This is a genomic window from Enterobacter cloacae complex sp. P29RS, from assembly GCF_014893445.1.
GTDB classification, from domain to species: Bacteria; Pseudomonadota; Gammaproteobacteria; order Enterobacterales; family Enterobacteriaceae; genus Enterobacter; species Enterobacter intestinihominis.
Genome location: NZ_JADBPZ010000004.1, coordinates 51,086 through 68,962, shown reverse-complemented (window position 1 = coordinate 68,962; position 17,877 = coordinate 51,086). Strand labels below are relative to the sequence as shown.

At 51.9% G+C, this 17,877-nt stretch carries 18 protein-coding genes and 1 other RNA gene; 12 read left to right on the top strand and 7 right to left on the bottom strand.

Annotated elements, in window-relative coordinates; translation table 11 throughout:
• The first annotated feature begins 221 nt into the window (after window positions 1–221).
• The gene (locus IM282_RS04320; protein ID WP_022647855.1) at window positions 222–428 is read left to right on the top strand and encodes a hypothetical protein; all 207 of its coding nucleotides are present in this window, start codon (window positions 222–224) and stop codon (window positions 426–428) included.
• A gap of 401 nt (window positions 429–829) precedes the next feature.
• On the opposite strand, the gene rprA is transcribed toward IM282_RS04320, so the two are convergent.
• Together rprA and ydiK are read right to left on the bottom strand one after the other, a co-directional pair.
• Window positions 830–937, bottom strand: an RNA gene (rprA, locus tag IM282_RS04315) — antisense sRNA RprA.
• Between the two features lie 209 nt (window positions 938–1,146).
• Window positions 1,147–2,262 carry an AI-2E family transporter YdiK gene (ydiK, locus tag IM282_RS04310; RefSeq protein WP_022647856.1) on the bottom strand — a complete coding sequence of 372 codons (1,116 nt, stop codon included), beginning with the start codon at window positions 2,260–2,262 and terminating at the stop codon, window positions 1,147–1,149.
• 199 nt (window positions 2,263–2,461) lie between these two features.
• Between ydiK and IM282_RS04305 the strand changes: the two genes are divergently transcribed.
• The 3 genes from IM282_RS04305 (at window position 2,462) to IM282_RS04295 (ending at window position 6,205) form a co-directional block, all read left to right on the top strand.
• Window positions 2,462–5,518 (top strand): FAD-binding and (Fe-S)-binding domain-containing protein, encoded by a 3,057-nt coding sequence (locus IM282_RS04305; protein WP_023305977.1) that lies wholly within the window; start codon window positions 2,462–2,464, stop codon window positions 5,516–5,518.
• Entirely contained in the window at window positions 5,515–5,925 is a 411-nt protein-coding gene (menI, locus tag IM282_RS04300) for a 1,4-dihydroxy-2-naphthoyl-CoA hydrolase (RefSeq protein ID WP_022647858.1), read from the top strand. Before IM282_RS04305 ends, menI begins: the two co-directional genes overlap by 4 nt.
• 85 nt (window positions 5,926–6,010) lie before the next feature.
• The gene (locus IM282_RS04295) at window positions 6,011–6,205 is read left to right on the top strand and encodes a YdiH family protein (RefSeq protein WP_003857766.1); all 195 of its coding nucleotides are present in this window, start codon (window positions 6,011–6,013) and stop codon (window positions 6,203–6,205) included.
• A 46-nt stretch (window positions 6,206–6,251) separates the two neighbouring features.
• Here IM282_RS04295 and IM282_RS04290 read toward each other — a convergent pair whose 3' ends face one another.
• Window positions 6,252–6,881, bottom strand: coding sequence for a helix-turn-helix domain-containing protein (locus IM282_RS04290; protein ID WP_108367686.1), 630 nt, complete (start codon window positions 6,879–6,881; stop codon window positions 6,252–6,254).
• A 77-nt stretch (window positions 6,882–6,958) separates the two neighbouring features.
• Window positions 6,959–7,618, bottom strand: coding sequence for a winged helix-turn-helix transcriptional regulator (locus IM282_RS04285; RefSeq protein WP_022647860.1), 660 nt, complete (start codon window positions 7,616–7,618; stop codon window positions 6,959–6,961).
• A gap of 354 nt (window positions 7,619–7,972) precedes the next feature.
• On the opposite strand from IM282_RS04285, the gene IM282_RS04280 reads away from it, so the two are divergent.
• The 7 genes from IM282_RS04280 (at window position 7,973) to fliB (ending at window position 15,287) form a co-directional block, all read left to right on the top strand.
• The gene (locus IM282_RS04280) at window positions 7,973–8,503 is read left to right on the top strand and encodes a fimbrial protein (RefSeq protein WP_063163265.1); all 531 of its coding nucleotides are present in this window, start codon (window positions 7,973–7,975) and stop codon (window positions 8,501–8,503) included.
• A gap of 57 nt (window positions 8,504–8,560) precedes the next feature.
• The gene (locus tag IM282_RS04275; RefSeq protein WP_022647862.1) at window positions 8,561–9,238 is read left to right on the top strand and encodes a molecular chaperone; all 678 of its coding nucleotides are present in this window, start codon (window positions 8,561–8,563) and stop codon (window positions 9,236–9,238) included.
• Window positions 9,239–9,265: 27 nt separating this feature from the next.
• Window positions 9,266–11,809 (top strand): fimbria/pilus outer membrane usher protein, encoded by a 2,544-nt coding sequence (locus tag IM282_RS04270; RefSeq protein ID WP_192970174.1) that lies wholly within the window; start codon window positions 9,266–9,268, stop codon window positions 11,807–11,809.
• A gap of 1 nt (window position 11,810) precedes the next feature.
• Window positions 11,811–12,758 (top strand): fimbrial protein, encoded by a 948-nt coding sequence (locus IM282_RS04265; protein ID WP_058677986.1) that lies wholly within the window; start codon window positions 11,811–11,813, stop codon window positions 12,756–12,758.
• 11 nt (window positions 12,759–12,769) lie between these two features.
• Window positions 12,770–13,282, top strand: coding sequence for a fimbrial protein (locus IM282_RS04260; protein WP_192970173.1), 513 nt, complete (start codon window positions 12,770–12,772; stop codon window positions 13,280–13,282).
• Window positions 13,283–13,323: 41 nt separating this feature from the next.
• Window positions 13,324–13,965 (top strand): LuxR C-terminal-related transcriptional regulator, encoded by a 642-nt coding sequence (locus IM282_RS04255; RefSeq protein ID WP_058647194.1) that lies wholly within the window; start codon window positions 13,324–13,326, stop codon window positions 13,963–13,965.
• A gap of 104 nt (window positions 13,966–14,069) precedes the next feature.
• Window positions 14,070–15,287 carry a flagellin lysine-N-methylase gene (gene fliB, locus IM282_RS04250; RefSeq protein WP_192970172.1) on the top strand — a complete coding sequence of 406 codons (1,218 nt, stop codon included), beginning with the start codon at window positions 14,070–14,072 and terminating at the stop codon, window positions 15,285–15,287.
• 67 nt (window positions 15,288–15,354) lie between these two features.
• Here the strand turns inward: fliB and IM282_RS04245 are convergent, their stop codons facing one another.
• The 3 genes from IM282_RS04245 to ycgZ are packed head-to-tail and all read right to left on the bottom strand — an operon-like array spanning window position 15,355 to window position 16,227.
• The gene (locus IM282_RS04245; protein ID WP_022647868.1) at window positions 15,355–15,633 is read right to left on the bottom strand and encodes a biofilm/acid-resistance regulator YmgB/AriR; all 279 of its coding nucleotides are present in this window, start codon (window positions 15,631–15,633) and stop codon (window positions 15,355–15,357) included.
• A 29-nt stretch (window positions 15,634–15,662) separates the two neighbouring features.
• Window positions 15,663–15,983: a hypothetical protein gene (locus IM282_RS04240; RefSeq protein WP_045309075.1), complete on the bottom strand. Its 321-nt coding sequence runs from the start codon at window positions 15,981–15,983 to the stop codon at window positions 15,663–15,665.
• 4 nt (window positions 15,984–15,987) lie between these two features.
• Window positions 15,988–16,227 (bottom strand): regulatory protein YcgZ, encoded by a 240-nt coding sequence (ycgZ, locus tag IM282_RS04235; protein WP_022647869.1) that lies wholly within the window; start codon window positions 16,225–16,227, stop codon window positions 15,988–15,990.
• A gap of 339 nt (window positions 16,228–16,566) precedes the next feature.
• Between ycgZ and IM282_RS04230 the strand changes: the two genes are divergently transcribed.
• Window positions 16,567–17,787: a diguanylate phosphodiesterase gene (locus IM282_RS04230; RefSeq protein ID WP_180256699.1), complete on the top strand. Its 1,221-nt coding sequence runs from the start codon at window positions 16,567–16,569 to the stop codon at window positions 17,785–17,787.
• Window positions 17,788–17,877: the final 90 nt, after the last annotated feature.

The window sequence follows — 17,877 nt, the reverse complement described above, 5'->3', positions numbered from 1 at the left end:
ACTGATATAGCTACTCCTCACCGTCTGCTGGTTGCAGGACTGCGCCAGATAGCCTGATAGGTTTGATGAGCTATAAAAGATGAAATTTAAATGAAGATACGGACTCTGTCTGATTTAAGTTCCCTGTGCAACGGCTATATGACAACGCAATGCAGGGAAAACGAAGACCTACAGTGCATAGCGTCAGAACTCAGGATTCAATAAGTAACTGGAGAGGTTAAGTGGTTGTAGATATTTCGGTGTTATTCATTATTCTTTTAATGATTGTGTGCGCCCTGATTTATCGCCTTTCTGTCATGGAAGATAAGTTGTTAGCAATGGAGTTAAGACACGCTACGGAAGTCAACGCAGCGCGTAGAGAAGGGTATATAAACTGCATGAATCTTCATGCTCAGGTTGAAAAAAGTATAAAAGATAAAGCTAAATGATGGCGTTTTTAGGAACGCCAGTTTGGCTGTTATATCATTTACTGTGCTTGCCTTGACGTTTATCTTTTTTCTTATGGCGGGAAAATAACCCACATAACTATTATTGACAGAAGAAAAAGGTGCAGGCGCTGCTCCTGCAGTGGTCAGCCGCCTTAAACGTGGTGATGCTCATTACAACGTGAACGTGCTCGCGCTGATGAACGGGCAGAGGCTACTAATAATTCAGAGTAAAAGGGACACCTGGCGGTACGAGAAAGATATTCAGTTGATAGTGAAATGGCATATGCTTATGACGAATGGAACTAAACAGTAAAACTCTTTCATCGCTATTCATCCGTCTGTAATGAACGGTTCTTTCGTTTAAAACACGCCTAAATCCTGTGCGCTCAGCATAAGGTAAATAAAAAAAAAGCCCATCGTGGGAGATGGGCAAAGACTACACACAGCAATTCGTTGTTTCACTCAGGGGATTTCCATGCTTATAAATCAAGGTGTTGATTTATAACCGTGTCTTAATAGTAGGCATGCCAACTTTATGAGTCGATCGGATTCGTCTCAATAGTTAAAGGGAGGTAAAGATTTCTTGAAGAGAATGACGGTTTTAGGCATGAAAAAGCGGGTCTGACCAGTGCGCAGAGAATAAATAGTTTAGCAACGTTTAAGTATTCCTGCGAAGAGTGTAGGCCGGGTAAGCGCTAGCGCCACCCGGCAAAGGTTATTACTGCGCGTTCTTATCTTCCAGCTCTTCAAGTTCGCTTAAGATGAGGTCCGGATCGGTTCCGGGTGGCGGCACTTCATGCACCCAGGCAGAGAAGAGACGCCAGGTTACCGCAAGCAGCACCGGACCGATAAACAGGCCAATCATGCCGAAGGCAATCAACCCCCCGATCACCCCGGACAGGATCAGAATCAGCGGCAGATCAGCGCCCATGCGGATGAGGAGAGGACGAATCACGTTATCCATGGTGCCCACCACGCAGCTCCATACCAGCAGCACCGTGCCCCAGGTCGTGTCCCCCGTCCAGTAAAGCCAGATAATGCAGGGAACCAGCACCAGCAGCGGACCAAGCTGTGCCAGACAGGTCATCAGCATGACAACGGTGAAAATAGTGGCATAAGGTACGCCGGAAACAGCCAGCCCGATGCCGCCAAGCACAGCCTGCACCAGCGCTGTGACCACCACGCCGAGCGCTACCGCGCGAACGGCCTGGGCTGCCAGCAGCACGGCCGCATCGCCGCGTTTACCTGCCAGCCGGGTGGCGAAATGGCGTACCCCCAGCGCAACCTGCTCGCCGCGCCAGTACAGCAGGGCGCTGAAGACCAGCATCAACGTACAGTGCATCATGAAGCGACCAATATGCGCAGCCTGCCCGACAAACCAGGTGGTGGTTGTGCCGATGTACGGGCGCACTTTGGCCATCAGGGCGCTACCGCCCATCTCCAGCAGGCTGTGCCAGCCGCTGTATAGTTTTGCGCCCACAACAGGAATGCTGTTCAGCCACGCGAGATCCGGCAGCGTCATGTCACCGCTGGTGACCGCGCGAATAACCGGGCCGCTGCTGTCAACCAGGCTGTTAACCAGCAGCGCAATGGGAATAATAAACAGCAGGAACAGCAGCAGCGTCATCACCAGCACGGCAAGGCCGCGGCGACCAAACAGCAGTTTCTGCAAACGTAAGAGTAAAGGCCAGGTTGCGACCACGACGGTCGCGGCCCAGGCAAATCCGAGCACGAAAGGACGAACAATCCACAGACACGCAATAATCATAATGGCTAAGAACAGCACCGACAGCAGTATCTGTGCGACATCCCTGGGCTGACGAAGATTGACCATAAACGAAACTTTCCTTAAATGAACACCAGCAAGGCTGATGGGAATATAAACCGCATCTCTCTAATCATTAGTGATTTCAGCGATTTTTGACAGGCGGATTTTGCCCGTAATTCTACGAAGCACATAAGAAAAAAATGTGATAAAACTTTCCAGACACAACGCAAACGATTTCACACTCTTCTCATTAGGGTCGACAGCAATGATCCCACAGATTTCTCAGGCACCGGGCGTCGTTCAACTGGTGCTTAATTTTTTGCAGGCACTGGAGCAACAGGGTTTTACAGGTGATACCGCCACCGATTATGCCGACAGGCTGACGATGGCAACCGATAACAGTATTTACCAGCTTCTTCCCGATGCCGTCGTTTTCCCGCGCTCTACCGCCGATGTGGCCCTCATCGCCCGTCTGGCGTCGCAGGAGCGTTTCAGCTCCCTGGTCTTTACCCCGCGCGGCGGCGGGACGGGCACCAATGGGCAGGCGCTGAACCAGGGCATCATCGTTGATATGTCCCGCTATATGAATCGCATCATTGAGATCAACCCGGAAGAGGGGTGGGTGCGTGTGGAAGCGGGGGTAATCAAAGATCAGCTGAATCAGTTTTTAAAACCGTATGGCTATTTTTTTGCGCCCGAGCTTTCCACCAGTAACCGCGCAACCCTTGGCGGGATGATCAACACCGATGCCTCAGGGCAGGGCTCGCTGGTCTACGGCAAAACCTCCGATCACGTCATGGGTGTGCGGGCGGTGCTGCTGGGGGGCGATATTCTCGATACCCAGCCGTTGCCGGTCGAACTGGCTGAAACGCTGGCAAAAGAGAGCACCACCAGCGGACGGATTTATCGCACCGTGCTGGAGCGCTGCCGCGAAAATCGCGAACTGATCCTCGACAAATTCCCGAAGCTCAATCGCTTCCTGACGGGCTACGATCTGCGCCATGTCTTTAATGACGATCTGAGCCAGTTCGATCTTACCCGCGTACTGACCGGGTCAGAAGGTACGCTGGCCTTTATCACCGAAGCGCGTCTGGATATCACCCCGCTGCCGAAGGTGCGCCGTCTGGTGAACGTCAAATACAACTCCTTTGACTCCGCGCTGCGTAATGCCCCGTTTATGGTGGAGGCGCGGGCGCTGTCGGTGGAAACCGTTGATTCAAAAGTACTGAACCTGGCCCGGGAAGATATTGTCTGGCATTCGGTGAGCGAACTGATTACCGACGTGCCGGATAAAGAGATGCTCGGTCTGAACATCGTCGAGTTCGCCGGGGATGACGCAGAGCTGATTGAGAGCCAGGTGAGCACGCTCTGCCAGCGTCTGGATGAGCTGATTGCACAGGGGGAAGGCGGCGTCATTGGCTGGCAGCTGTGTAACGACCTCTCCGGCATCGAGCGAATCTACGCGATGCGTAAAAAGGCGGTGGGGCTGCTCGGTAACGCGAAAGGGGCGGCGAAGCCGATTCCGTTTGCGGAAGATACCTGCGTGCCGCCGGAGCATCTGGCGGATTATATTGTGGAGTTTCGTGCGCTGCTCGACAGCCATGGTCTGAGCTATGGCATGTTCGGGCACGTTGACGCGGGTGTGCTACACGTGCGCCCGGCGCTGGACATGTGTGATCCGCAGCAGGAGATCCTGATGAAGGAGATCTCCGACGAAGTCGTGGCCCTTACGGCCAAATATGGCGGTTTGTTATGGGGAGAGCATGGCAAAGGATTCCGCGCCGAGTACAGCCCGGCGTTTTTTGGCGAACAACTCTACGCCGAGCTGCGTAAGGTGAAAGCCGCTTTTGATCCTGATAACCGTCTTAACCCGGGTAAAATCTGCCCGCCAGAGGGCGTTGATGCGCCGATGTTGCAGGTAGACGCCGTCAAGCGCGGCACCTATGACCGACAAATTCCGATTGCGGTTCGCGCTTCCTGGCGCGGCGCGATGGAGTGCAATGGCAACGGGCTGTGCTTCAACTTCGATGTGAAAAGCCCGATGTGTCCGTCGATGAAAATCACCAGCAACCGCATCCACTCCCCAAAAGGACGTGCGACGCTGGTGCGCGAATGGCTGCGCCTGCTGGCTGACCGCGGCATTGACCCGCTCAAGCTGGAACAGGAGCTGCCGGAAAAACGCGCCAGCCTTCGCGGGCTCATCGAACGGACCCGCAACAGCTGGCATGCGAATAAAGGCGAATACGATTTCTCGCATGAGGTGAAAGAGGCGATGTCCGGCTGCCTGGCGTGCAAGGCGTGTTCAACCCAGTGCCCGATTAAAATTGACGTGCCGGAATTCCGTTCCCGCTTCCTCCAGCTGTACCACACGCGTTATCTGCGCCCGATGCGCGATCATCTGGTGGCAACGGTGGAGAGTTACGCGCCGCTAATGGCTCGTGCGCCAAAAACCTTTAACTTCTTTATCAATCAGCCGCTGGTGCGCAAACTGTCTGAAAAACATATCGGCATGGTGGATCTGCCGCTGCTGTCGGTGCCATCGCTCCAGCGTCGGCTGGTGGGGCACCGCTCGGCGAACATGACCCTGGAACAACTGGAAGCATTAAGCCCTGAGCAGAAAGCGAAGGTGGTGCTGGTGGTGCAGGATCCGTTTACCAGCTATTACGATGCGCAGGTGGTGGCTGATTTTGTCCGTCTGGCAGAGAAAATTGGCTACCAGCCGGTGGTACTGCCGTTCTCGCCGAACGGCAAGGCGCAGCACATTAAAGGTTTCCTGACCCGCTTCGCGAAAACCGCGCAGAAAACTTCAGATTTCCTGAATCGCGTGGCGCAGCTCGATATGCCAATGGTGGGCGTCGATCCGGCGCTGGTGCTCTGTTACCGGGATGAATATAAGCAGACGCTCGGCGATAAGCGCGGTGATTTTCAGGTCTTACTGGTGCATGAGTGGCTGCCTTCGGTGCTGAAGCAAACGGCCCCTCAGGAGGTCAGCGGAGAATCCTGGTACCTGTTTGGGCACTGCACTGAAGTGACCGCGCTGCCGACGGCGCCTGCCCAGTGGGCTTCTATCTTCGCCCGCTTTGGCGCGAAGCTGGAAAGCGTCAGCGTGGGCTGCTGCGGTATGGCCGGAACCTACGGTCATGAAGTCAAAAACCACGCTAACTCGCTCGGCATTTACGAGCTGTCGTGGCACCAGGCAATGCAGCGCCTGCCGCGTAACCGCTGTCTGGCGACGGGCTACTCCTGCCGCAGCCAGGTGAAACGGGTGGAAGGTAACGGCGTTCGCCATCCCTTGCAGGCTTTACTGGAGATTATCGGATGATCTGGAAACGTGCGGTCACTCTGCAGGCCTTAAATGCCATGGGTGCGGAAAACATGGTCGGTTTGCTGGATATCCAGTTTACGCGCATTGGCGATACCGAACTTGAAGCGACGATGCCAGTAGACAGTCGTACTCATCAACCGTTTGGCCTGCTGCACGGCGGCGCGTCCGTCGTGCTGGCCGAAACGCTGGGGTCGGTCGCGGGTTACCTGTGTACGGAAGGGGAGCAGAAGGTGGTCGGGCTGGAGGTCAATGCCAACCACATCCGCTCCGTTCGCAGCGGGCGCGTGCGCGGTGTTTGCCGCGCACTGCACGCCGGAAGTCGTCATCAGGTGTGGCAGATTGATATTCTGGACGAGCAGGATCGCCTGTGTTGTTCATCCAGACTGACGACGGCCGTTGTGTAAAGTTTCCGAATGTCTTGCTTTTGGTCAAAAATTAGCCGCCTGATTGTGATATACTGGTCACGTTTTGAACATAAGCGAGGACATCATGGATACTGAAATAACCCCAACACAGCTGGCAATTGAATATTTACGTCGCGATAAAAGCAATCTGTCTCCGGCGCAGTACCTGAAAAAGCTGAAACAACTTGAGCTGGAATTTACGGATTTGCTGGCGCTCTCTTCAAACGAGCTGAAAGAAGAGATCTACTTTGCCTGGCGGTTGGGCGTTCACGTCCATTGAGCAGTGAAGAAAAGGCCGCCTGCGCGGCCTTTTTTGTGTCTGAAAATCAGTATTTGGCAGGCAGTTTGTTAATTTTAATGAGCCGGCCTTCTTCCATTTCGATGAACCCGCCCGTTTTCAGGTCAGCCAGTATCCGCATTACGCCGCTGCGGGAAAGCCGGGTTTTATCCCGGATGTACCTTTCCGCCGTCACGCTGCGTCGGTAGCTGTCATCTTCCTGCATCAGCATCATGAGCTGCTGACGAATCATCTCGTAAGCCGTTGGCGCACCTTTCGGCATGACGTTGTGATAAAGGCGGTTATAGACAAACATCAGATGATTAGAAAGCAGCCCCCATAACGCCTTCTCTTTGATAACTTCTGCCACCCGATCGGTTGCTAGCACGCCGATCAGGCATGGCGTCACCGTTTTGAGATAATCGTTAAAATATATGTCCGTCAGATTAGCGAGACCAAACAGGGCGGGACTGCGCGCGGTGGTAAGCATCATGTCGTCGCTTCTTCTGTATATCGCGATTGTGCCCTCTAGAATTAAATAACACATACTCTGCCCGTTAACCTGGAGATCAAGTTGCTCACCGGGATCGGTTTTATACGTGGCGCAGTGCGGCTGTAAGTGGGAAATCAGTTCCTGGGCATAGGGAGAGCCGCGATGCGATGGTTTGTCAGAAGACATAGCGTTAACCTGGAAAGAGACTGTACTTTCTATAGTGTCGCTCTTATTTTCCACCTTCTCCAGAGATAAAAACAGCCTCAGTACTTGCGGGGTAAGTGATGGATCTCGATTAGCACGCCGCGCTCCATAGTGATGTATTTCCCCGTCCGCAACTCCGCCAGGATCCGCATAATGCCGCTGCGTGAAAGATAGGTGCGGCTTTTGATATAGGCTGCGGCGGTAATGCTTTGTCTTATGGCTTCCGGCTCCTGCATCAGTTCTACCAGCTGAAAGCGGATAATGTCGTAAGCCGACATCTGCGATATCTGGGCACAATGTTCGTAAACGCGCGATGCGGTATAGATCAGCAGGTTCGAGAAGGACTCCCATAAATTCTGTTGTGCGACTACGTGATTAAAACGCTCCAGCGTAACGCTAGCCACCTCTGAAGTTTCCAGCGCTCTGACGTAGAGGTGCTCAGAAGAAAACTGGCTGCTCACGCCGAGTATAAAAGGTGCGGATTCGGAATTTAAGACGATACCGTCACCTCGACGATGCAATGCCACGCTGCCATGTAACAGTAAAAAGCACTGGCGGATATCACCGGAATAATAATGGATGACTTCACCTTTAGCCATGATGCATCTTTCCGTATGCGGCAAAACATTATCGATTATTTTTTCAATGTGCTTAAGAGGCTTAGCGCCAAGCACTGTTGTTATTTCATTGCCTGAAACGGGCGCAATACGGGTGTTCATAAGAGGCCTCATACACTGATGCGATCATTTTTTGATCGACATAAAGAATTATCTTAAAAAACAGTTAGTCAGGGAATATTTTCGTCGAGTCTAATTATAGACTTGCCTATTAATGAGTGTTAATTAGTTGAATTTGAAACATTTTTGACTTAGGTCTAAAAGTAGACCGGGGACTTTATTGTTAAGATATTTCCAAAGTAATTTGTTTTGTTTTTGTTAAAAGAGAGTCTACAGCTAGACCCTAAAATCGATTGTGCGTAGAAAAAGAGTTGTATAAATTTTGATTCGTCGAAAGGGGTTTTGTTTCTGCAACTGAATATCGGTAATAAATAAAGTAATATAGGAAAGAGAATTATGAATAAAAAAATGATGATGGCAATGTTAGCGGCAGGTTCTGTACTCACCATGACCAATGCATTTGCAGCGGCAGGTACCGTTAATTTTAACGGAAATATTCTGGATTCTGCCTGCGACGTAGATGTGGCATCACAGAACCAGGTGGTGGTATTGGGCGATTATTATAAAACGGAATTCCCGACGGCGGGAGCCAGAACGGCTGCGACGCAGTTTAATATTATTTTGAAAAACTGTCCTGTGACGGTCACTAATGCAAAAGTCCGTTTTGACGGTACGCCGGATTTAACCAACGCCAGCCTGCTGGCGATTGATACGTCCGTGGCGGGGGCGGCCACAGGGGTAGCGATTAACCTGATGACTGCAGATAAAGCCGATCTGCCGCTGTACGGCAGCAACAGCTATACCTACGCGCTCAGCAGTACGGCTGATAATACACTGAACTTCTACGCGCAGTATATCTCCACCGCAGCGTCCGTGACCGCGGGCCCGGCTAACTCGGTCGCGAACTTCTCAGTGGTTTACAACTAAGTCATTGGCAGTAATTAGCAGGGGGCTTCCCGGCCCCTTGTTTTATGAGGTATTGAAATGCGTTTTATAACGACAACTGGCCTGGCGATGGCGCTGTTATCGCTGACGTTAACATCCGCCAGTGCTGGAGTAGTTATTGGCGGCACCCGCATTATTTTCGATGGGGCAAAAAAAGAAGCGTCAATAAGTATCACCAATCCTGATGACGTTCCTTATTTAATCCAGTCGTGGATTGATGTTCAGGATGGGCAATCCGGTAAAGCGCCTTTTATTATTACGCCTCCGCTGTATCGGCTGGATGGCGGGCAAAAAAACCTTGAGCGTATTGTCATGACAGGCTCGCTGCCTCAGGGGCAGGAGAGTTTATTCTGGCTGAACATTAAAGCTATTCCATCAGCTTCAAAGCAGATGAACTCGCTGCAAATTGCCGTCAAAACGCGCATTAAACTTATTTATCGGCCAGAGAGCCTTCGTGCGTCTACCCCTGAGGAACAAACCAACAAATTAACCTGGCATCGTGCGGGAAATGCTCTGCAGGTAAATAACCCAACGCCGTACGTTATCAATTTCAATGAAATAACGGTCGGGGGTAAAAAACTTGATGATGTCACGTACGTAATGCCTTCAGGCTCAGTTCGTTTCCCGTTACCGAATGGGACCAATGGCAATACGCTGACGTTTAAAGTCATTAACGATTATGGCAATCCTGGCGAATTACACCGGGCCAGTTTGTGATCCCTTTGCATTAATCGGGTGCTCGTCATGACAACGGCATTTAATACAGTGCAGCCTGCGCGCCTGGCAATATTCATTGCCCTCGCGCTTGCGGGTTTCTCTCCCACACTGTGGGCCAGTGAGACGTTTAATACGGAACTGGTAGAACTGGATAATCCCGGAATGGGAAAAGCGGATTTATCTGCCTTTGAATCCGGCTCGCAGGCGCCCGGGACGTACCACGTGGATATTATTCTTGACGAGCGGCTGCTGGAAACGCGGGATATTCGTTTCATGGCAGTGAAGGATGCTAACGGCAGTGAAACGTTGCAGCCGTGCCTGAGTATCAGGCAGTTAAAAGCGTGGGGCGTGAAAACGGCGCTTTTCCCGCAGCTCGACGCCGGGCAAGGAGAATGCGCCGATCTCAAGGCGATTCCACAGGCCAGCGCGGACTTCCAGTTTGGCGCCCAGCGTCTGGCAATCAGCATCCCACAGGCGGCCATAGATCTGCCAGCGAGAGGTTACGTTCCGCCGGAGATGTGGGATGAAGGCATTACCGCGGCTATGCTCAACTACAGCCTGAGCGGCGCGAACAGCCGGGCAAGAAGCGGGGCAGGCACCCGCAGCGACAGTCAGTATGCAAACCTGCGACCGGGGATCAACGTCGGTCCCTGGCGGTTACGCAACTACACCACCTGGTCCCGCGATGCGTCCGGCCAGGATAAGTGGGACAATGTCTATACCTTGATGCAGCGCGCGATTATTCCCCTGCAAGCCCAGCTTACGCTCGGAGACAGTTCCGCCCCTGCCGATGTCTTTGACAGCATGCCTTTTCGCGGCGTCCAGCTGGCGTCCGACGACGATATGTTACCGGATTCCCTGAAAGGCTATGCGCCGGTGGTGCGCGGTATTGCGCGAACTAACGCGCAGGTCGTGGTGCGTCAGAATGGCTATCAAATCTACCAAAGCTATGTGGCGCCGGGCGCGTTTGAGATCGCGGATATGTATCCCACCGGCGGCGCGGGCGATCTTGATGTCACGATCGTCGAAGCTGATGGCAGTGAGCAACATTTCACCCTGCCGTACGCTTCGCTGCCGGTCCTGCAACGGGAGGGGCGCCTGAAATATGCCCTTACCGCCGGGCAGTATCGATCGTATAACCGTAGCGTGGAGAAAACCCCCTTCGGGCAACTGACCGGAATCTACGGCCTCCCTTACGGCCTCACGCTCTATGGAGGCGTTCAGGGGGCAGATAAGTACCAGTCGGCGGCTCTGGGGGTGGGCAAGAACATGGGCGATTTCGGGGCGATATCCGCAGACCTCACCCAGGGCTGGTCAACGCCGGAGCATGCCGCGAAAACAAGCGGTCAGTCGTGGCGGGCCCGATACAGCAAGAATTTTATTAATACCGGGACGAACTTTTCGATTGCCGGGTATCGCTACTCGACCCGCGGCTATTACGGGATGCAGGAGGTCCTCGATTCGTACGGCGACAGCAGCGCGCTTCAGGACAGGCGACGTAACCGTGCCGAGCTGACGATGAGCCAGACGCTGGGGGACAACCTGGGCGCGCTTACCCTCAGTGCGGCGCAGGAAGATTACTGGAATGACGGTAAGTCGATGGCTTCGTGGAGCGTCGGCTATAGCAACTACTGGCACAACATCAGCTATGGCCTGACATGGACCTACAGCAAAAATGTCCGCTCAGCGTCAGAAACCCGCGACAACCAAAAAAACGCTGATCACGACCAGCTTCTGGCGTTCAACATCAGCATTCCGCTGGATAAATTTTTGCCGCAGACATGGGCGAACTATGGCATGAACGCCAGCAGGAATAACGGGATGACACACAGCATCGGTCTGAACGGGGTGGCTCTCGAAAACCGAGCCCTGAACTGGAACGTGCAGCAGGGATACGGCACAGAGGGCGTGGGCTATACCGGCAGCGTTAACGCGGACTACAGAGGCACCTATGGCGAAGCCACGGCGGGGTATGGTTATGACAAAAACAGTGAACGCCTGAATTACGGGCTACAAGGCGGCATTCTCGCCCATGCTGATGGCATCACGCTTTCTCAGCCGCTGGGGGAGACCAACGCCTTAATTAAAGCGCCTGGCGCCCACGGCGTGGATATCTGCAATCAGCCCGGTGTACGGACAGATGTTCGCGGTTATACGGTCGTGAGCAACCTTTCGGTCTACCGAAAAAACGATCTCACTCTCGATCCGGAAAATATGCCGGAGGATGTCGAACTGGAGATCAACACCCGCACGGTGACGCCGACGCGGGGAGCGGTGGTGAGAGCCGATTATTTGCCGAAGTCAGGTCGCCGGGTGCTGATGACCTTGACCGACAACGAACGCGCCGTTCCGTTTGGGGCGGTGGTCACCCTTGTCGGTGATGAGAGCAGCAGTTTTATTGTGGGCGATCGCGGCCAGGTTTATTTAACCGGTATGCGCGAGGAGGGGACGTTAGTCGCAACATGGGGGAGTCAGCCCAGCCAGCAATGCCGCGCTGATTTCAGCCTGCCGACACACTCAACATTCGGTGGGATCGCTGACATGCGCGCCTCCTGCCGTCAGGAACGTTAACATGAAATGGCTTATCGTGATTTTGCTTCTCTGTTTGCTCGCGGCGGGAAACCTCGCCCGTGCCGGTACGTGCACCACCATCACGCCGCAGCTGTCAACCCTGTCCGTGGGGACGATTAACGTGCAGCGTGATGCGCCTGTCGGCACGGTGGTCTTTTCCGGCGCGGCGACAGCCACCGGTTCCTATCTTACTGGATGTGCTAATCCGCTGATGCTGGGATTCAGCATGCGCTACAACAGCGCCACGTTGAGCAGCTACGGCAATCATGTTTACAACACTAACGTCAGCGGGATAGGCATACGCTTTTCCTCCAACGCCTATTTTGAAAACCCGAGCAATACGTTCTCGTACAATGCGCAGACCTCCTATGTCGACTGGTATGGCGGGAGGATTGAGCTGGTGGTGACTGGCCCGGTCTCATCGGGGGCGTTAACCCCGGGGGCGATCGGCGTCGTGACGCTTCAGGGGAGCGACGGCATCTATCGTGACGGCCTGACCACGCAGCTCACCGCCGGAACCATTAATGCCATGGCGTGCACGGTGAATACGTCACAGCTGACGTTTCCGATCGGGGATATCCCCGCCTCGGCGTTCGGCACCGTGGTGGGCACCACGCCAGCGGGAGCACAGAACACGCAAAACCTGGGCTTAACCTGCGCCGCCGGAACCAATATTACGGTCTCGCTCAGTGGAATACAGAATCCGGACAGCGCCAATACCAGCGTGATGGCCTTAACCGGGCAGGGAAATGCCGGCACCGCAAAAGGGGTTGGGGTGCAGCTTATCTATAACGGTGCGCCGCTGGTGATGAACAGCCGACTATTCTTGCGGCAGTCTGCCGGCGGGCAAGAGACATTGCCGTTAACGGCCCGATATTACCAGACGTTGAACCGCGTGGAGTCAGGTTCAGCAAATGCCTCCGCCACCCTTAATTTGACCTATCAGTAGCAGGTACGAAGATGAAAATAATATACGGGACACTGCTGTTACTGGCTTTACTCAGCGGGAAGGCTTTCACCGCTGATAGCGTCAACATCGGTGTGAAGGGAAATATCGTTGCGTCGCCGTGCATATTTAATGGCGGGAGTAACAGCCTCGATGTCAATCTGGGCAATATAGAGGCAACCAATATGGCGACGCCGGGCTCAACATCGGATCCGGTGCCATTTAGTCTGCTGTTCACCCAGTGCCCAACGGGAACGCAAAGTGTGACCGTCTCTTTTACCGGCAGCCCCGATCCCGCGGCGGGCGCGGACTATTTTATGAACAGCGGTTCGGCCACGCACGTGGCGATAGCCATGCGCGATGCCCAAACGGGTACGCTTAAAGGAACAGGCTCTGGCATGACTCAAACTATTGGTGCCGACAGAACCGCGACAATGGCTATGCAGGCCTCGGTTAAATCCGTGACGGGTGGCGTCACGCCGGGAAGCATCAGTGCAGTTGTGGTGATGACGATGCAGTACAACTGAGCGCCGGTGATATGCCTTTTTTAAAGACGTTGGTATGAGCTATGTTAAATATTCTGATTCAGGAAACCGATCTATTTTTTCAGGCTGGGCTACATGAATTTTTCGAGGATTTTTTTAAACATAACTTTCATCGTGCCATCACATTTAACCTGGCGCTGACCCATGAAAACGTCAGTCAGGCCGATATTATTGTCCTGTCATTATGCCAGGGTGAAACACTGACCTGTTTTCCCGAGTTACTCGCCCGGCAAAAAGGGATTGTGCTAGGGTTTGTCGACGATGAACTGCGCTTTTCGGCGTTGCCCTCCTGCTTTCAGGACATTATTTTTCTCCCTCGCCGTGCATCGCTTGATCGTATCAGTGGCGTACTGTTTATCGCGTGGTTCAGGACGCAATTACCGGGTTACACATGGACTAAACATAACTGCTTCGACTGCCAGCATAAAGGGTTATCCCGGCAACAAATTCGTATTCTGGTCAATTTTTACCGAGGGCTGTCGGTAGTACAGACCGCTCAGGCGCTGGAGATGAGCCAGAAAACGGTCTTTACCCATAAATATATGCTGATGCAAAAATTTAATCTGCGAAGCGATTACGAGCTGATCGTACTGTTGAGAAGGCTGATGGAGAAAAAGAGCCGTCCGAACCTGCTTCGCGATTACCTTGAAAATAACCAGGCCTGATGGGGTAATTTCCGAATAGCCTACGCTTTTGCTGAGTTATGTGGCTATCGAATGTGGGCAGAACAATGGTATTTTCATTTGCTTTAGATGAAGATTAATTCGCTATGCAAGTTCATAAAACCATCAAGCCGATTTTCGTGAGAAATTTTCAGTGTGTTGGGCCGGAGTGCTTAATGTCCTGTTGTCGTGGATGGACTATTTCCATCGATAAGAAAACACATGGGAAGTATATTTCCTCAACGAATACGGAAATCTCTCGTCTTGCAAAAGAGAACCTTATTCCACTGCAGAAGGGGAAAAACAGTTACTCAAGAGTGAAGTTAAATGAGGAAGGCAATTGTCCATTTATCGACGAAGATAAACTTTGCCTGATACATCGCGAGTTAGGTGAAAGCGCGCTGTCCCATATCTGTAGCACCTATCCGCGCGGTTCAACGCGTTACGAAGAAGAAACCCGGCATACAATGACGCTTTCATGCCTGGAGGTGGCCAGGTTAGTGCTTTTCGACCCTGATGCCATGCTCCTCCAGGAGGAGGAATCGTTACGGGCAGTATACAAAACCAACCTTATAGGTCGTCGTCAGTCTATGTCTGAAGTCGATCGGGTTATCCACCTGTTTGCCTGGAATATCATTCGGTCTCCGTCACGTAACGTTGAAGAAAACTTGATGGCGTTGGCTCATTTTATTGTATGCCTGCAACATGTTGATTTTGATCTGCATAATAAGCTTAACCAGGTAGAAAACTATTATGAAATGCTGATGGCCGATCTGAGAAATGGTCATTCTCTGTTAAAGACAACTAATATAGGTCGTTCAAACGCCATGAAGTATCTGGCGTTATCTGTCATGGGGTCTACTGTTGCTCGCTTTTCTGCGAGGGAAGAAATCATTCTAAGTGGACATAGAGCTATTGCGGACTATCTGGATTTCAATCAGCATCATGACCCTTTGGAACTGGATAAAAAATTTGACGCCCTCACTCAGCAATGGCATTCGCTTTGTGAAGATAGCTGTTTATCCGAACCGCATGTTTTACGGAACTACCTTTTATACAAATTATATAGCAGTTACTTCCCTGGCAATACGCGTGCCACCATCCTGCGTCAGTTTTATCGCATTGTTCTGGATTTTTTCTATCTGAAAATATTCCTGAGCGTGAAGGCGAGTCAGGAAGAGATTCATCCGCATACCCTAATGAAAACTATCGCAGGTTTCTCAGAAAAGACGATGCATAACTCAAGCATTGATGCGCGACTGGATAACGCGATTGATAAAATCAACGGCGGCGACGATTTGTCTTGTCTGCTGCTTATTGGCTAGAGCATTACGGATAAGAGGCTCGCTCTGCGAGCCTTCAGGATATGGAATCAGGGACAAAGAGAGAAAATTAAAGATCGTCCATAGTATAACCGACAACAATTTCCAGCGTCTTGCGGATCACATCCGCCTTAACGACATCGTCGGTGGTTTCCAGCGTCTGGATCAGCCAGAGAATGATCGCTTTGTTGGTCAGATGACCTTCAGAAGCGAGAACACAACGAACCGCAGTCGAAAAAATAGCAGACTCTTCAGCAAAGCGATCGCCTGCGTGACGGAAATACTCCGACAACGCGCTATCTAAAAAGGCGGAGTGGTATTCGGGTTGAAGCTGAATATTTTGTCTCATTTGTTCTCACCGTTGCTGTAAAGTTGTAGTCAATGCATCTTTTTGGGATCGGACGGTTTTCCATTTCCAAATAACGGCACTACATTGTCTCGATTATTTTTGAGAGATCCCTCTCTCTGTATTCGTCCTTGTGCGGTTCTGCGACCTTTAAAAGCGACCGTGCCTGAGCTGATTTCAGCTATCACCCTCGCTAATGTCTCCCGCCGCTGGGGATCCGTCTCACAGGCTTGCATGTTACGCAGACGCTGAACCAATCCCTCGGTCGTCACGGGACCGCGCTCCTTCAAAAGTGAAAGAGCGGCTTCTCCAATGAGCTGGTCGATCAGTCTGTCCGCATCACTGCTGTTCATAACATTAACGTTCGAAGAGCAGACCAAGAAGCAGGTGATAATGATGTTCCTCTTCCGGACCATTGGCCCTTTCAAGGCGACTCAACAGTTTTGTGCAGAGCGATTTGCGATTCAGATTCCGCCCATCGCTAAGGATTTCAACAACAACCTGACCCAGGGTTTCCTGTTGGGTTGGAAGCGCGGCTTTTTCGAAGTACTGCGCAATCGCTGTTGCTGAGTCTGCGACGTATCCGTTCTGCTGCATGTTTCGCTCCTGTAAAATTCTGTAATCAGTAACGTTACATTTAAGGTATACATAATTTTCAAATCTGTACATTTAAAATGTACAATTTTTTAAATATTTTATAATATATTTTATAAAGTGTTTATTTATCATTGTGTTATGTGTACACACTTTACTGCGTGATTCACTAAATATATTGTACAATCCAAAGCGGCGTCGCAGAGTTGTACAAGCTTGGGAAAGGCGCAAAGAAGCCGTGTAAATTGTTGAGATGTAAATTATTTGTTGGGAAATTAATGTGCTATAACAGAGTTCTCCCCACGTGTTTTCGTGGTCACCCCCTCAATCTTCAGGATTAGCATGCTCACAACCATCATTTACCGCAGTCATATCTGCGAGGACGTTCCAGTGAAAGCGCTGGAAGACATGGTCGCTGCTGCAAATTGTAGAAATCGCCAGTTCGATGTGACGGGGATTTTGCTGTTTAACGGCACACACTTTTTTCAGTTACTTGAAGGGCCCGCTGATAACGTTAAGGAGATCTATGAGCTCATTTGCCGTGACCTACGGCATCACAACGTGGTCGAATTGTTGAGCGATCACGGGCCTTCAAGACGTTTTGGCAATGTGGGTATGGAGCTCTTCGACCTTCGTCAGTACGACACCAACGAAGTGCTGCAACAGGTTCTTGATAAAGGCACAAGCCGCTATCAGCTAACCTATAACGATCGCGCCCTGCAATTTTTCCGCACCTTCGTTGAGGCCACTGAAAAAGCCAACTACTTTGAGCTGCCTCCTGCTGACGCCTGGGAGTTTGTCATCGAAAACACGCCGTTATCCTCCCAGCCGACGGTAGTGGCAATGGGGGCGGACTGTAGTTTCGCGTTTCAACCTATCGTCGATCCGTTTATGCAGCAGGTTGTTTCCTGGGAAGCCCTGATCCGCACGCCGTCCGGTGAGTCCCCGGAAAGCTATTTTGCCAACCTGTCGCGTGAGGCGCTGTACGAATCGGATCTGAAGAGTAAACAGGTGGCTTTGTCGATGGCCAGCGCGCTGGGCCTACAGACTCAAACGTTGTCCATTAATCTGCTGCCGATGACGCTGGTCAATGTTCCTGGCGCCGTCGATTTTTTACTGACGGCAATTGAGGCGAACGGTTTTGTGCCGGAGCAAATTGTAGTCGAGTTCACCGAGAGCGAGGCCATCTCGCGCTTTGAAGAGTTCACCAGCGCGGTCAGACAGCTTAAAAGCGCCGGGATCAGCGTGGCCATCGATCACTTTGGCGCGGGATTCGCCGGTCTGCAACTGCTGGCTCAGTTCCAGCCGGACAGAATCAAGATCAACCGTGATTTGATTGCTAACGTGCACAAGAGCGGCCCGCGTCAGGCGATCATTCAGTCGATCATTAAATGCTGTGCGTCCCTGGAAATTCTGTTCTGTGCGGTTGGCGTAGAGCTGGCTGAAGAGTGGATGTGGCTGGAATCCGCCGGGATTTCTCAGTTCCAGGGCCACCTTTTTGCCAGCCCGCGTCTGGGGGGCATTCCGGCGATTGCCTGGCCCGAGAAAAAGTACGATTTATAAAAAACCTGTACGTAACTGTTAAAAGTGACCTGTACGTACGGCTAAATTTATACAACAATATATTAACGAGTGAGGGGTTCTTTGAGCCAT

Excerpts from the sequence above, each read along its gene's own strand:
- ydiK (WP_022647856.1), bottom strand. The coding sequence starts at position 2,262 with ATGGTCAATCTTCGTCAGCCCAGGGATGTCGCACAGATACTGCTGTCG.
- IM282_RS04305 (WP_023305977.1), top strand. The coding sequence starts at position 2,462 with ATGATCCCACAGATTTCTCAGGCACCGGGCGTCGTTCAACTGGTGCTT.
- menI (WP_022647858.1), top strand. The coding sequence starts at position 5,515 with ATGATCTGGAAACGTGCGGTCACTCTGCAGGCCTTAAATGCCATGGGT.
- IM282_RS04295 (WP_003857766.1), top strand. The coding sequence starts at position 6,011 with ATGGATACTGAAATAACCCCAACACAGCTGGCAATTGAATATTTACGT.
- IM282_RS04290 (WP_108367686.1), bottom strand. The coding sequence starts at position 6,881 with ATGTCTTCTGACAAACCATCGCATCGCGGCTCTCCCTATGCCCAGGAA.
- IM282_RS04285 (WP_022647860.1), bottom strand. The coding sequence starts at position 7,618 with ATGAACACCCGTATTGCGCCCGTTTCAGGCAATGAAATAACAACAGTG.
- IM282_RS04280 (WP_063163265.1), top strand. The coding sequence starts at position 7,973 with ATGAATAAAAAAATGATGATGGCAATGTTAGCGGCAGGTTCTGTACTC.
- IM282_RS04275 (WP_022647862.1), top strand. The coding sequence starts at position 8,561 with ATGCGTTTTATAACGACAACTGGCCTGGCGATGGCGCTGTTATCGCTG.
- IM282_RS04270 (WP_192970174.1), top strand. The coding sequence starts at position 9,266 with ATGACAACGGCATTTAATACAGTGCAGCCTGCGCGCCTGGCAATATTC.
- IM282_RS04265 (WP_058677986.1), top strand. The coding sequence starts at position 11,811 with ATGAAATGGCTTATCGTGATTTTGCTTCTCTGTTTGCTCGCGGCGGGA.
- IM282_RS04260 (WP_192970173.1), top strand. The coding sequence starts at position 12,770 with ATGAAAATAATATACGGGACACTGCTGTTACTGGCTTTACTCAGCGGG.
- IM282_RS04255 (WP_058647194.1), top strand. The coding sequence starts at position 13,324 with ATGTTAAATATTCTGATTCAGGAAACCGATCTATTTTTTCAGGCTGGG.
- fliB (WP_192970172.1), top strand. The coding sequence starts at position 14,070 with ATGCAAGTTCATAAAACCATCAAGCCGATTTTCGTGAGAAATTTTCAG.
- IM282_RS04245 (WP_022647868.1), bottom strand. The coding sequence starts at position 15,633 with ATGAGACAAAATATTCAGCTTCAACCCGAATACCACTCCGCCTTTTTA.
- IM282_RS04240 (WP_045309075.1), bottom strand. The coding sequence starts at position 15,983 with ATGAACAGCAGTGATGCGGACAGACTGATCGACCAGCTCATTGGAGAA.
- ycgZ (WP_022647869.1), bottom strand. The coding sequence starts at position 16,227 with ATGCAGCAGAACGGATACGTCGCAGACTCAGCAACAGCGATTGCGCAG.
- IM282_RS04230 (WP_180256699.1), top strand. The coding sequence starts at position 16,567 with ATGCTCACAACCATCATTTACCGCAGTCATATCTGCGAGGACGTTCCA.